The following is a 12,924-nucleotide window of genomic DNA, read 5'->3' on the forward strand; positions in this document are numbered from 1 at the left end:
CCTCCTCCGCGGCGGCGGGCGCCGCCGTCCCGCCCCACCCCGTCCCCCCCCCGGCCCCCGACCCCCGGCCCCGCGCCACCCCGGGGGGCCGGGGATCGGAGGCCGGGGGCGGGAGGGGCCGTCGCCGCCTAGTCCGGCGGTTCCTGGGCCTTGGCCCGTCCGGAACCTTCTCCCGCGCCCGTGTCCGCCTTCTGCTCCCCGTCGGCGCCGTCGGCCTCGTCTGTACCGTCGCCGTCGTCCTTACCTTCGCCGTCGGCGTCGGCATCGGACCGGGGGGCGTCACCACCGGCGCCCGGCAGGTCGGGGGCACCCGGTCCGACCGGGGGCAGGTCCGGGGTGACCGGGTTGCGCTTCTCCGGGACGGGCGCCGGAAGTTCCGGCTCCGAAGCGTCGGACATGGCATTTCTCCTCGCTCGATTCGTACGGTTGTTCTGGCCTGCGTCTGCCCCGCTCCGCGCGGCGGAACCCTGCGACTCACCGATGAGCCGGACGGGGTCCGGAGTCCTCCCTCACCGCCCGGGCCATCTCCCGCAGCACACCGCACTCCCGGAAGCCGCACCAGGTCAGCCATACGACACGCCCACCAGAACCGTGACGGTACCGAACAGCACGACCGTGCGCCCCAGGGCGATCCAACGGTGCCGGGTCGCATGCAGCCGCTCTCCTCGGTGAACGAACGGGCGGCGCGCCGTTCCCTCCGGCGCCGGGTGAGGAGCACGCCCAGGCCGCCGAGCGACGCCGCTGCGGCGCGCACGAGACCTCCACGACGGACCGTCCGGGGCTGATGACCAGGACCACCGGAGTGGCGAGCCCGATCGACAGCAGGACGTGCGCCCACAGATGCCCGGCAAGCCACTTGTTCAGCGCTCTCACACCCGTCAACTCCGCTACACCTCAAGGACTTTGACGGTCGTGCACCCCTCCCCCACCCCACATGCCACCACCGCCGCCCCGAGCCGGGACGCGGACCGGACCCCCGTGCCGGCTCTTCGCCGGTTTCAGCCTGCGAGCCGGTGTGGACGTCCCGACGCGTCGAGGGTTTCGGTGAGGACGCGCACCGCCTTCGGGCCGACGCCGTGCATCGCCCGCAGCTCGGCCCCCGTCAATCCGGCGACCTGCGCGAGCGTGGTGATGCCGACGCCGGCGAGCGCCCTGGTGGCGGGTCCCCCGATGGCCCTGGGCAGGTCGCCGACCTCGCCCGCGGCCACGGCGTCCCCGGCCTCGGCCCGGGTGGCAAGCCGCATCGGTGCGCGCGCGAGCCATGCACGGCGCACGCAGTGAGCCTCCGCCAACTTGAAGCCGCCGGTCACAGGGCTGGTGCGAACGGCTGTGAGGGTGCTCGTGCTGGGCATGGGCGGGAGTCCGCAGAGTAGATCATCCGCCGGCGGTCGATTTCGAGGTTCGTAAGGATGAGTAAAGCGCCCAGGAGTTGGGTGGCCGGGGCTGGATCGGTGCGGAGCTTGATGAGGGTCCACGAGTTCGACGTGGGCGAAGCAGTGCTCAACCGGTGTAGCTGGTCGCGCCGCGGCGGTTTGCTCCCACATCTCGTCTTCCACGGCTCGGTCAGGGCCCCCACGGCCGATCCTCCAGTCGGATCCGTGACGGTCGAGCGTGCCTTGGGTACGACGGGTGTGGTCATAGTGCGGACACTGGACACTAAGTGACGCTATGTTGCGCGAGTGCAGGTCCAGCCGCCACGAAAGGTCCGCCCTCATGCCCCGTCTCAACGCCGAACACCTGGCCGCTGCTGCCGCCGCTATCCATACCGCCGACCAAGTTCGTCGTGACCCGGTCGTTATCAAGGCGTTCAAACAAGCTACGAAAGACGGTGCCCAGGCCCTCAACTCCGGTGGCGAGTTCATACGCGAGGTTGGCTCCTCGTGGCGTCGCCACAGCAAGCTGAACAGGGAGACCGGAGCCGGTGAGTGATTTCAGCGCGGAGGCGATGGGCCTCGTGATCCGTGAGCACCGCCACGCCCAGGACCCTGTGATCACCCAGGAAGAGCTGGCCGAGCGGGCCGACTACGGAAAAGGCGGCGCGGTCTCGATCTCCCGGATCGAGCGAGGGCTCATCAGCCCCGGGGAGCATCGCCTGGCCGCGATCGCCCTGGCCCTCGCGCTCACGCCCGAGCAGCTCAAGCAGGAGGCGGAGGACCGAACCAAAGCTCTCGCCGGCCAGCGGGGCCAGCGGCCGGGGAAACTCCGCGACCAAGTCGCGGAGACGAAAAGACGTCACGCCCAGATCACCGAGAAGGCTGCCGAGCGGTCGAAGATCACCCGAGGGGACGCGGAAGCCTTCAACCGTGTCCACGACGTCGTCCGCGACGAGTTCTTCCTGAGATTCGTTGAGCTCGCCGAGAGCATCGTCGGGGCGCCCGAGCCGGAGAGGCCGAGTGAGGACGAGATCGAGAGCGTGGACGAGACCCCTACCGCTATGCGTATTCAGGCCATGTCCGCCGGGATCGCCAACGCGATCCGCGGTGCCGCCACGGGAAGCGCGGCCGGTGCAGCAGTGGGCGGCGCCGCTGCCTACGGAGCCTTCACCGCCGCCGCGTTCTTCGGGACGGCCTCCACCGGAGTAGCCATCTCAACGCTGTCCGGCGTCGCCGCGACCAACGCGGCGCTGGCTCTCCTGGGAGGAGGCACACTCGCCGCGGGCGGCGCGGGCATGGCGGGGGGAGTCCTCCTACTCACCGGCATGGTCGCAGCCCCGGCAGCAGCGCTTGCGGGCGCCGGCTTCTACGTCGTGAAGCAGCGCCGTAACAAGAGGGAAGAGGAGCGCCTCCGGAGCGAACTCGAGGCTGCGGAAGCGGCTCTGAACCAGTCCCAGCCAGGCTTCGACGCGATGATCGACGTTATGCATCGTGCCACGGCAACCATGGAGTACGTCCATCTCCATGGCACCCACGCCCTGGAGAAGTGGAGGGTGAGTCTGCCGCCAGAGCCTCGGGACTGGGAGTCGCTCGGGAGTGAGGCGCAAGGACGTTACAGAGAGTTCCTCACCGCAGCGGGATGCTTCCTCGCCGTGGGCAGCATCAACATCAGTGCGCTCCTTACAGCCGAACCCGACACTTTGAGCAAGATGAACAAGGTCAACGACGAGACGCTGCGATACGTGGAGAAGACCATCAAGTCGATCGTCTGAGCGCCGGCGTCCCTGCGGCGCCGGACCGGAGATCTTCGAAGAGGCGGGGAGGCTGGCGGCGAAGCATGAGGGCCTCTTCGGATTCTGTGTAGAGAGGAGGCCGGATAGCGGCGGAGTTCCGCCGGTCCTTGCGGGCCGGACGGCGGCCGCAAGGTCGGATTTCCAGGTGGTCGGGGACCCTGAGCTCAGGGAGCGTGATCTTGCCGGGTGGGTCGGGAGCCCCGCGACAGCACACTCGATACCGGCGGCGGGCACGGCGCAGGCGCCCTGCAGTCTAGGCCAGGCAGCGTGTCGGCTCTGGCGTCAGCGTCCGTCTTCCTGCCAGGGCGGCGGCTGCATCATTCGCTTCGTACGATTGTCAGGGCCGCTCGGATGAGGCGCAGGGCGAGTTCGAGGGCCGCCTCGTCGGCAAGTGGGCAGTTGATCTTGTAGGGGTCGGCGGGTGCGACATTGCGGTACTGGATGTGGACGTTGTTCTTCTCGCCAAGCTTCTCGAGGTCGTCGAGACCGAGCCGCACGCTCATGCCGCCGTTGCTGGGGCGCAGGTAAGCGACGGCACCGTAGCGCTGGGGGCCGTTGTCCCGAATCATCAGGTAGTCGGCCAGGCCGTCAAAGGTCTTCGAGGAGCGGCCGAAGGCCACGACGACGTCTTCCTCGTCCAGCAGCCGCATGATAAATCGCTCGGTCAGATAGGCGCGCAGGTCGTTCTTGCCTGCGCGTCCGTAGATGAACTTCATCAGAGCCACGTGGTCCTCGGGCTCCAGAGAGACTGACCCCTCGGGTTTGGTGGTCTCGCGCGCGGGTTCGGCTTCGTCGTCCGGTAGAGCGGCGCTGTTCTCCCCGGGCACCGCTTCCGCCACGGCACCAGTCAGTCGCTCGTAACTCACTATCTCCTGTGGTGTTCCCTCGATGACACGCATTTTGCGCCCCCTGCAGACAGTTCCAGGCCCCTCGCCTGGTGACGTCACGTTAGCCAAAGTCACGCGCTCATAGTGCTGCTTTAGGTAAAGCGGACGTGCCCGACTCGGGTAGCGCCCCTACGCCATAACAGGAGAGGCGATTGATGCTCTTGGTCCTCGGAAGCGAGGCGATGCGAGATCCGGCGCAGCCCGGCGCGTTGGCCGATCTCGGCTTCCGTGGCCTGAACAACGACATCCGCAATCCCGTACGAACGTCGAAGTCAGCCGCTGACGGACGATCTCCTCCGCGGACTCCCGCCCACGACCAGAGCGCGTACACAATGCATCGGGCACACCAGCCATTTGGCCTGCGACTTCAGGTTGGCGGAGGCTCACTGGTTGAGCTGCCGCCCGTCGATGTCGGCCAGTGGTACGCGTACGCCGATCACTGCCGCGCCCCGCGTCAGACGCTCCGCGGTCGGATTCGCCCCGAGGACCTCGTCCCCCTCCGCCTCGGGGAGGCGGAGCCGTACGCGGCCGGCGTCGTCCGTCGCCGCGAACCAGGTGTCCCGCACCCTGAAGGCGACGAGGCCGGAGGAGGTGACGTGCTCGCCGGTCTCGGGGAGGGAGAGCGCGGTCCTGCGGAGCTGGGCGAAGGTGGTCATGCGCCACTCTGACATGCCGGCCGGGGTCCGCGTTCGAGCGTTCCGCGCCCGGTGCCGCCGCCCGCGTCCGGGGACGACGCCCGCCCCGCCCCGGCCCCGGTCCCGGTCCCGGTCCCGTCAGACCGTGATCACCGTCTTGCCCAGGAGCGTCCGGGACTCGATCGCCTCGTGGGCCGCCGCCGCCCGGGCCAGTGGGAACGTACCGCCGATCACCGGGCGGAGGTCGCCCGCCGCCGCCGACCGGAGGACCTCGGCCGCGAAGGCGGCGTGCTGGGGGACCGTCATCTGGACGTCTCCGATGCCGAGCAGGCGGACGCCCCTGGTTGCCGCGTCCGCCGGGTCGACCGGGGCGAAGCCGCCCGTCGGGGCGCCGTGCGCCGAGAAGCGGCCGCCGTCCGCGACGAGGGCGTACGCGGCGAGGCCGATCTCGCCGCCCACCCCGTCCAGCACGACGTCCGCTCCCCTGCCGCCGAGCGCCGCGCGGGCCTGCCCCGCCCAGTCGGGAGAGGCGCCGTCGATGACGGCGTCCGCACCCAGCTCCCGTACCAGTGCGGTCTTGCGCTCACCCCGTGCCACGCCCACGACCCGCGCGCCCGCGGCCTTGGCCAGCTGGACCAGTACGGTGCCCATGCCGCCCGACGCACCTACGACGAGCACCTGCTCCCCGGGCTTGAGGGCCGTGGTGTCCAGCAGCTTCGTCGCCGTCACGCCGTCGTGCACCAGGGCCGCCGCGTCCGTGAGGGAGACCTCGTCCGGCACCGCGGCCAAGGCCTCGACCGGGGCCACGGCCAGCTCCGCGTAACCGCCGGTGGAGCCGATCGAGGCGACGACCCGGCGGCCGGTCCACCCCGGGTCCACGCCCTCGCCGGTGGCGCGGACGGTACCGGCGATGCCGCCGCCCGGGACGTACGGCGGGGTGATCGGGAAGAACTCCTGGCCCCACCCGCTGCGCACCTGGGTCTCCACGAAAATCGTGTCGACCGCCGCCACGGCGACCAGTACCTGGCCCGGGCCCGCCACGGGGTCCGGAACCTCCACCGGAACCAGTACTTCCGGACCGCCGAACTCGATCGCCTGTGTCGCACGCATAGCGCTTGTCCCTCCGCCCGGGCTTCCGGTCTCTCCGATGCCCGTGCCACGAGTCTCCAACGTCAAGCGCGGTTGAGGTCAAGCGGGCGCGCGACGCACCCGCCACACGGGCAGGGCGGGGGCAGGAGTCGCAGCCGGGGACTTCCTTAACGGGACGTTAGATCTCCGTGCCCGGCCTTGTCCGGGTCCGGAGGCGACCCGATGCTCTGGTAGCCGCACCGCCGCTGACGAGCCGCCGGTGCCCCCACCCACCCGCCCACCGTCCGTCCGTCCGTCCGTCCGTCTGCCTGTCTGTCTGTCTCTCTGACTGTCTGACTGTCTGTCTGGAGCCGCCATGCCCCCGTCCACCGTCACGCCCGCCCTGTCGTCCGCGGAGGAGCGCAAGAAGCGCCGCCTGGCCCTGATCGGCGGGTCCCTCGGCAATCTCGTCGAGTGGTACGACTGGTTCGTCTACGCCAGCTTCGCGATCTACTTCGCCGATTCCTTCTTCCCCGGCGACAATCCGACCACGCAGCTGATGAACACCGCCGGCATCTTCGCCGTCGGCTTCCTCATGCGGCCCGTGGGCGGGTGGATCCTCGGCCGCGCCGCCGACCGGCACGGCCGCAAGAGCGCCCTGACGCTCACCGTCACCATGATGTCGGTGGCCGCCCTGCTGATCGCCGTGGCCCCCACCTACGGCCAGGCCGGGTACTTCGGCGCTCTCGTCCTGCTCCTCGCGCGCCTGCTCCAGGGGTTGAGCATCGGCGGCGAGTACGCGGCCAGCGCCACCTACCTCACCGAGGCGTCGGCCCGCAACCGGCGCGGTCTCGGCTCGTCGTTCCAGTACGTGTCGATGACCTGCGGCCAGCTGCTCGGTCTCGGCATCCTGATCACGATGCAGCACACGCTCACCACGGACCAGCTGGAGAGCTGGGGCTGGCGGATCCCCTTCCTCCTGGGGGCACTGTTCGCGGTGGTCGTCTTCTGGCTGCGGCGCAGGCTCCAGGAGACGGACGCCTTCCGGGAAGAGGCGTCCGCCGAGGCCCACGACACCACCGCGCGCGGCTCGCTGAAGGCGCTGTGGCAGTACCGGCGCCAAGCCGGCCTGGTCATGGCGCTGACCCTCGGCGGCACCGTGGCGTACTACACCTACACCACGTACCTCACCAAGTACCTCGTCGGCAGTGCGGGGATGGAGAAGACGACAGCCACCCTGGTCAGCTTCACCGCACTGGCGCTTTTCGCCGTCCTCCAGCCGTTCGCCGGGATGCTGTCGGACCGCGTCGGTCGGCGCCCGCTGCTCATCACCTTCGCGGTGGGCTGCACCGTCGGCACGTACCCGATCATGACCGCCCTCGGATCGGCGTCCTCGTACTGGTCGGCGCTGGGACTGTCCCTCCTGGCCCTGGTGATCGTCACCGGATACACGTCGATCAACGCGGCGGTCAAGGCGGAGCTGTTCCCGACCCGGGTGCGCGCCCTCGGGGTGGCGCTGCCGTACGCGATCGCCAACGCGCTGTTCGGCGGCACGGCGGAGTACGTGGCGCTCTGGTTCAAGAACAGCGGCCGCGAGTCGATGTTCTTCTGGTACGTCTCCGGCTGCGCTCTGGTGTCCCTCGTGACGTACGTCCTGATGCCGGACACCCGCAACGCCGCGCTCAGCCGCGCCGAAGCCGAGGACCGCGCCGCGGACCAGGCCACCGACCGGCCCGCGGACCGGGCCGCCGCGGAGCCCGCCCGCTGACCGGCCCCGATGACCCGGGGCGGCGGCTCCCCTAAGCTGCTGCCCCGGGATCCAGGGGCACAGGTCCGCACGTCACGAGCCGGGCGTCACGCCGGGCGCCGCGAGGAATTGTCTATGCACGCGCTTCTCGTCGAGGACGACGACCGCATGGCCCAGGCCCTCGGCACGGCGCTCGCCCAGCGCGGGCACACCGTCCGCCGGGTCGGCCGCGCCCTGGACGCCCTGCGCCACGCCCACGAGGCCGAATTCGTCCTGCTCGACCTGGGCCTGCCCGACCTGGACGGCCTTCAGCTGCTCCGCCTCCTGCGCACGGTCTGCGACGCGCCCCTCATCGTGGTGACCGCCCGCTGCGAGGAGCGGGACATCGTGCAGGGTCTGCGGGCGGGAGCCGACGACTACGTCGTCAAGCCGTTCCGCATGGCCGAGCTGATCGCCCGCATCGACACCGTGCGCCGCCGGACGGACGCGCGCACCCCGCGCTCCGGGAAGGGGTCCTCGGGCGGGGAGGGCAGGACGGTGCGCGCCGGCGACGTCGAGGTGGACCTGGCGGGGCGGACGGTCACGGTGGCCGGAGCCGACGTCCGGTTGACCCGCCGGGAGTTCGACGTACTGGCGCATCTGGCCGCCCGGCCGGACGAGGTCCACTCCCGTGCGGAGATCCTGGACCGGATCTGGGGCGACGCGTTCCTCGCCGCCTCCCGCTCGCTGGACGTCCACGTGGCGGGCATCCGGGCCAAGACCGGCCGCTCCGGGCTGGTGCGCACGGTCCGCGGGTTCGGCTACCAGCTCGGCTGCCCGTCCGCCCCCGGCGAGTGGGACGAGCGCGGCGAACGGGACGAGCACCGCGGGCGGGACGAGCGCGGCGGGCGGAGCGGGCGGTGAGGCGCAGGCTCCTCGCCGTGCTGACGGTCCTCATGGGGGTGGCGGCGCTGCTGCTCTGCGTCCCCCTGGCCGACGCCTACGCGCGGGGGCGCACCGAGCACCTGCTCCTGCACCGGCGTTCGGAAGCCGTGCGCTTCGCGGACCTGGCCGACCGGGTGCGCACCGAGGCCGACCGTGCGGAGCTGTCCGCCGAGATCAGCCGGTACGCGCAGCTGTACGGAGCCGGCGTGGTCGTGGTCGACACGCAGGGGGCGACGGTGGCCCGGGCCGGGAGCGGGGACGCACCGGTCGCCTCCTCGGCGGTGTCGGACGCCCGGCGCCGGGCCCTCACCGGCCGCTCCACCGACCTGCTGCCCGTCATCCGGCCCTGGGGGCCGGAGACCGCCGTCCTCGCCGAGCCGGTGGGCCGGGACGAGCGGGTCAGCGGGGCGGTCCTGATGACCGTTCGCACCGACGCAGCGCGCCGGGACGTGACGGTGCGCTGGGCGCTCATCGCGGTGGCGGCGGTGGCTGCCTTCGCGGCGGCGGCCTTGGTGGCGGCCGGGATCTCGCGGTGGCTGATGCGGCCGGTCCTCGACCTGGACCGGGCGGTGGAGGGACTCACCGCCGGCAGCCTGGGGGCGCGGGCCGCCTCGGATACGGGACCACCGGAACTGCGGCGTCTGCGCCGGCACTTCAACACCATGGCGGAGGCCGTGACCGCCTCCATCGGGCGCCAGCGCGACTTCGTCGCGGACGCTTCCCACCAGCTGCGCAATCCGCTGGCCACGCTCGTGCTCCAGCTGGAGAACGTCGAGCCGCACCTCGCGCCCGGCCCCGGCCGGACCGAGCACTCCCGCGCGCTGGACGAGGCGGAGCGGCTGGAGGAGCTGCTCGACGGACTGCTGGCCCTCGCCCGGGTGGAGTCGGGCACGGCGGAGCCGGATGAGCAGGACGTGGCCCGGGCCGTCCGGGAACGGGTGGACGCCTGGGCCCCGGTCTTCCGCGACGCCGGGCTGGAACTGACGATCGCGTGCCCTCCGGCGGGCCTCGCGGCCCGGGCCCTGCCCGACGCGGCCGGCCGGATCCTGGACGCGCTCCTCGACAACGCCGTCAAGTTCGTGCCGCGCGGCGGCCGCGTGTCGGTGTGCGCGGCACGCGGCACGGACGGGGACGCGGTGGTCCGGGTGTCGGACGACGGCCCGGGCGTTCCGGAAGACCAACTGGACTTGCTGGTACGGCGTTTCGCCCGCGCGCCGGAGCACCAGAACATTCGCGGCAGCGGGCTGGGGCTGGCCATCGCCGACGAGATCGCCCGCGCGGGCGGCGGCCGGCTCCACGTCGCCGGCAACGCGCCGCACGGCCTGACCGTGGAGTTCCGGCTCCGGCCCCCGTGATCCGCCCGCTCCCCCCGGCCCCCCGACCCGGCTCCCCCGGCCCCACTCGCGCCGGAGCCGCTCAGCCGTACACGGACCGGTAGTGGGCGACGGCGCCCGGGTGGAGCGGGACCGCCCCGGTGGAGATGGCGAAGCGGGGCTCCAGCCTGGCTCCCGCGGTCACCTCCCGCAGCAGGTCGCGCCACCGGCCGAACAGCACCCGCAGCAGATCGCGTACGACGCCGTCCGGCACGTCCGCGCGGGCCAGGAGGTAGTTGCCGACCCCGATGGTCCCCACCGGTTCGGTCAGCCCGTACGCCCCGGCCGGAAGGGTGACCGCCGAGTACACGGGGCCGTACCGCTCCCGCAGCGCGCCCACGTAGCCGTCGAGCGGCAGCATCCGCACGGGAAGCCCGTGCGCCAGCTCCGACAGCGCCGGCGTGGGTACGCCGCCGGACCAGAACAACGCGTCGGCCGAACCCTCGCGCAGTGCGTCCACCGAGGCGTCGAGGCCCAGGTGCCGTTCGCGGACCGGCGCGCGGCCGGTGCCCGGGCCGGCCGCGCGCAGCACCCGGTCCGCCACCACCTGCACCCCCGATCCCTCGGCCCCCGAGGCGACCGTGCGGCCCGCGAGGTCCGCCACCGCCCGTACGGGTCCCCGCGCCGGAACGACGAGGTGCGTGTGGTTCACGTAGACCCGGGCCAGCGCCGTCAGCGCCACGGGCCGGGAGAACGGCTCGCGTCCCGTCACCGCGCCCTCGGCCACGTCCGCCATGGCCAGGGCAAGGTCCACGGAGCCGTCGTCCAGTTTCCGCAGGTTGTCGACGCTTGCCGCCGTGCCGACCGCGGTGATCTCCAGCGGGCCGCCGTCCGCCGCCACGGCCTCGGCGAGGGCCCTGCCGAACGCGTTGTACGGGCCGCCCTCCGGCCCGGTCGCAAGGCGCAGCCGGCGAGGGGGGCCGGGACGGCCCGCACAGCCGGACAGCGCCGCGGCGGCGCCGAGTCCGGCCCCCACCACCCGTCGGCGGTTCCACTCCGGGCTGGTCACGGCGGAAGCCTAACCACTGTTCCGGACCCTCGGGGACACACGGCCCCCGGACGTACCGACGCCCGCCGCTCGGTCATGCGGACGCCACGCGCCCCGCCGCACACACGCCCCGCGCCCCGCCCCACTGCGACCCGGCACCGGGGCGGGCGCTTGCGCGGGCGCGCAAGACTTCCGGGACTGTTCACCCCCGCGTGGCCCGCACCCTCCCGGGCCGGTCGGGTGCTGCGGTTCGAATGACGTCGGGGCAGAGGTCTGGACCATTCCGGATTCGCCAATTCCGTGTCTCATTCGGCCCGTTGCCCCACTCTCCGACTAGTGGTCTATACCTTTGGCATTAGGGTGGGCCACCTGAAACGGGCACATAGACAGCCGTGGGGGCCTTTATGACCGTGCATCACCTTCCGCAACCACCATCCGACGAGGAGCTCTACTGGTACTTCGGCCCGCAGCGCCGCTGGGTCCTGGTCAGTACCTCGCTCGCCTTCGTGTTCACCGCGGCGACCATGTTCACCTTCGCCCTGCGGACCCCGGCCCTGTGGGCCTTCCTCGCCGTCCTCGGGCTGAACGTCGTCGCCCTCGCGCTCTCCTCCGTCAACAGCCTGCGCCAGCGCCGGCTGACCCGGCAGTCCCACGAGGTGCTCGTCCGTGCCTGGCGGCCCGCCGACCTCCCGTCCGTCGACCTGTACCTCCCCACCTGCGGCGAACCCCTCCCCGTACTGGCCAACGCCTACCGCGCGGTCTCGGCCGTCGACTGGCCCGGCGCGCTCACCGTCTGGGTCCTCGACGACGCCGACCGCCCCGAAGTCGCCGCGCTGGCCGCCTCGTACGGCTACGCGTACGTCGTCCGTCCCGACCGGGGACACCTGAAGAAGGCCGGCAACCTCAACCACGCGCTCGCCCTCAGCAACGCCGAGTTCATCGCCATCCTGGACGCGGACTTCGCGCCGCGGCCGGACTTCCTGCGCCACCTCGTGCCCTACCTGGCCGATCCCGCCGTCGGCATCGTGCAGAGCCCGCAGTGCTTCGACACCGACGAGACGATGGACTGGATCCAGCGGGCGGCCGGGTCCGCCCAGGAGTGGTTCTTCCGCTGGATCCAGCCGTCCCGGGACGCGAGCGACGCCGCCATCTGCTGCGGCAGCAACGCCGTCTACCGGCGCAGCGCGATCGACCTGGCCGGCGGCTTCGCCCGGCTCGACCACAGCGAGGACCTGTACACCGGACTCGCCCTCCACGAGCAGGGGTTCCGTACCCTGTACGTACCGGTGCTGGTGGCCAAGGGCACCTCCCCCGACGAGCTCACCTCCTTCGTCAACCAGCAGTACCGGTGGGCGATGGGCAACCTCCACCTCCTCGGCACGCCCGTCCTGAAGCGGATGCGCGCGCCCTGGCGGATGCGGCTGTGCTTCTACGAGGGCATCATCGGATACCTGACCACGGCGGTGAACACCTTCGCCGCGCCGCTGCCGCCGCTGGTGATGATGTTCTGGTACCCCGACCACATCCGCCCCTGGCACGTGCTGCCCCTGCTGGCCCCGCTGTGGCTCTGGCACGTACTGCTGCCCCGGATCAGCCGTACCCGCTGGCGCGTGGAGGTGATCCGGGCGAACGTCCTGACGAGCGTGGCCGCCGCGACCGCGTTCCTGCACACCCTGCGGGGCCGCAGCGCCGCCTGGGTGCCCACCGGTGCGCGCGGGGCGACGGCTTCCGGCGGGATGGCCCGCCGGGTGGTGGCCGTCTCCCTGGTCTGGCTCGTCGTGTCCAACGGCGCGGCCGCCGCCGGCCTCGCCCTGGCCGTGGCCCGCAACGGCTGGGAGCCCAACTGGGGCCTGCTCCTCTACCTCCTGGTGCAGTGCCAGATCAACGTCCCGCTGATCCGGGACCTGACGGCCGAACTGCGCCCCGCGGCCCGCTCCCGCCGCGCGACGGCCCGCGCGGCCCGGCACCCGGCCGCCGGAACCCTGCGTACCCGCGTACGGGGCACCCTGCGCTCCCGGACCGGCATGCTCCCCCGCCGCTGGCCCGAGACCCTCGCCGCCTCGGCGGTCCTCCTGCTCACCGGCCTGCTGGCATCCGGGTGGGTCAACCCGATGCTTCCCTGGCTGAGTTGAAAGG

Annotated in this window: 12 protein-coding genes; 6 read left to right on the forward strand and 6 right to left on the reverse strand. The window is 72.1% G+C overall.

The window, feature by feature from the left end; all coding sequences use genetic code 11:
- Positions 1-128: 128 nt before the first annotated feature.
- Together ACFWW8_RS25165 and ACFWW8_RS25170 are read right to left on the reverse strand one after the other, a co-directional pair.
- Entirely contained in the window at positions 129-398 is a 270-nt protein-coding gene (locus tag ACFWW8_RS25165; protein ID WP_386531513.1) for a hypothetical protein, read from the reverse strand.
- A gap of 600 nt (positions 399-998) precedes the next feature.
- Positions 999-1,274: a hypothetical protein gene (locus ACFWW8_RS25170; RefSeq protein ID WP_386531514.1), complete on the reverse strand. Its 276-nt coding sequence runs from the start codon at positions 1,272-1,274 to the stop codon at positions 999-1,001.
- Between the two features lie 439 nt (positions 1,275-1,713).
- Here ACFWW8_RS25170 and ACFWW8_RS25175 point away from each other — a divergent pair, with 439 nt between their 5' ends.
- Positions 1,714-1,929: a hypothetical protein gene (locus ACFWW8_RS25175; RefSeq protein ID WP_386531516.1), complete on the forward strand. Its 216-nt coding sequence runs from the start codon at positions 1,714-1,716 to the stop codon at positions 1,927-1,929.
- Entirely contained in the window at positions 1,922-3,145 is a 1,224-nt protein-coding gene (locus ACFWW8_RS25180; protein WP_386531517.1) for a helix-turn-helix domain-containing protein, read from the forward strand. Before ACFWW8_RS25175 ends, ACFWW8_RS25180 begins: the two co-directional genes overlap by 8 nt.
- Before the next feature lie 338 nt (positions 3,146-3,483).
- On the opposite strand, the gene ACFWW8_RS25185 is transcribed toward ACFWW8_RS25180, so the two are convergent.
- From ACFWW8_RS25185 to ACFWW8_RS25195, 3 genes are all read right to left on the reverse strand, one after another.
- Positions 3,484-4,065, reverse strand: a complete 582-nt coding sequence (locus tag ACFWW8_RS25185; protein WP_386531518.1) for a hypothetical protein — start codon at positions 4,063-4,065, stop codon at positions 3,484-3,486.
- A gap of 371 nt (positions 4,066-4,436) precedes the next feature.
- A complete protein-coding gene (locus ACFWW8_RS25190; RefSeq protein ID WP_386531519.1) occupies positions 4,437-4,724 on the reverse strand; it encodes a hypothetical protein in 288 nt (95 codons plus the stop codon).
- Between the two features lie 102 nt (positions 4,725-4,826).
- Entirely contained in the window at positions 4,827-5,798 is a 972-nt protein-coding gene (locus ACFWW8_RS25195; protein WP_386531521.1) for a zinc-binding dehydrogenase, read from the reverse strand.
- 334 nt (positions 5,799-6,132) lie between these two features.
- On the opposite strand from ACFWW8_RS25195, the gene ACFWW8_RS25200 reads away from it, so the two are divergent.
- The 3 genes from ACFWW8_RS25200 to ACFWW8_RS25210 all read left to right on the forward strand — a co-directional run bounded on the left by ACFWW8_RS25200 (position 6,133) and on the right by ACFWW8_RS25210 (position 9,782).
- Positions 6,133-7,524 carry an MFS transporter gene (locus tag ACFWW8_RS25200; protein WP_386531522.1) on the forward strand — a complete coding sequence of 464 codons (1,392 nt, stop codon included), beginning with the start codon at positions 6,133-6,135 and terminating at the stop codon, positions 7,522-7,524.
- A 114-nt stretch (positions 7,525-7,638) separates the two neighbouring features.
- Entirely contained in the window at positions 7,639-8,406 is a 768-nt protein-coding gene (locus ACFWW8_RS25205) for a response regulator transcription factor (RefSeq protein WP_386531524.1), read from the forward strand.
- Positions 8,403-9,782: an ATP-binding protein gene (locus ACFWW8_RS25210; RefSeq protein WP_386531526.1), complete on the forward strand. Its 1,380-nt coding sequence runs from the start codon at positions 8,403-8,405 to the stop codon at positions 9,780-9,782. The genes ACFWW8_RS25205 and ACFWW8_RS25210 overlap by 4 nt, the downstream gene beginning before the upstream one ends.
- A 61-nt stretch (positions 9,783-9,843) precedes the next feature.
- On the opposite strand, the gene ACFWW8_RS25215 is transcribed toward ACFWW8_RS25210, so the two are convergent.
- Positions 9,844-10,809, reverse strand: coding sequence for a TAXI family TRAP transporter solute-binding subunit (locus ACFWW8_RS25215; RefSeq protein ID WP_386531528.1), 966 nt, complete (start codon positions 10,807-10,809; stop codon positions 9,844-9,846).
- Between the two features lie 383 nt (positions 10,810-11,192).
- Here ACFWW8_RS25215 and ACFWW8_RS25220 point away from each other — a divergent pair, with 383 nt between their 5' ends.
- Positions 11,193-12,920: a glycosyltransferase family 2 protein gene (locus ACFWW8_RS25220; protein ID WP_386531530.1), complete on the forward strand. Its 1,728-nt coding sequence runs from the start codon at positions 11,193-11,195 to the stop codon at positions 12,918-12,920.
- Positions 12,921-12,924: the final 4 nt, after the last annotated feature.

Origin of the sequence: Streptomyces sp. NPDC058701, from assembly GCF_042715295.1 — a bacterium.
GTDB lineage: Bacteria > Actinomycetota > Actinomycetes > Streptomycetales > Streptomycetaceae > Streptomyces.

Coding starts and splice junctions, on each gene's coding strand:
- ACFWW8_RS25165 (WP_386531513.1), bottom strand. CDS start 398: ATGTCCGACGCTTCGGAGCCGGAACTTCCGGCGCCCGTCCCGGAGAAG.
- ACFWW8_RS25175 (WP_386531516.1), top strand. CDS start 1,714: ATGCCCCGTCTCAACGCCGAACACCTGGCCGCTGCTGCCGCCGCTATC.
- ACFWW8_RS25185 (WP_386531518.1), bottom strand. CDS start 4,065: ATGCGTGTCATCGAGGGAACACCACAGGAGATAGTGAGTTACGAGCGA.
- ACFWW8_RS25190 (WP_386531519.1), bottom strand. CDS start 4,724: ATGTCAGAGTGGCGCATGACCACCTTCGCCCAGCTCCGCAGGACCGCG.
- ACFWW8_RS25195 (WP_386531521.1), bottom strand. CDS start 5,798: ATGCGTGCGACACAGGCGATCGAGTTCGGCGGTCCGGAAGTACTGGTT.
- ACFWW8_RS25200 (WP_386531522.1), top strand. CDS start 6,133: ATGCCCCCGTCCACCGTCACGCCCGCCCTGTCGTCCGCGGAGGAGCGC.
- ACFWW8_RS25205 (WP_386531524.1), top strand. CDS start 7,639: ATGCACGCGCTTCTCGTCGAGGACGACGACCGCATGGCCCAGGCCCTC.
- ACFWW8_RS25220 (WP_386531530.1), top strand. CDS start 11,193: ATGACCGTGCATCACCTTCCGCAACCACCATCCGACGAGGAGCTCTAC.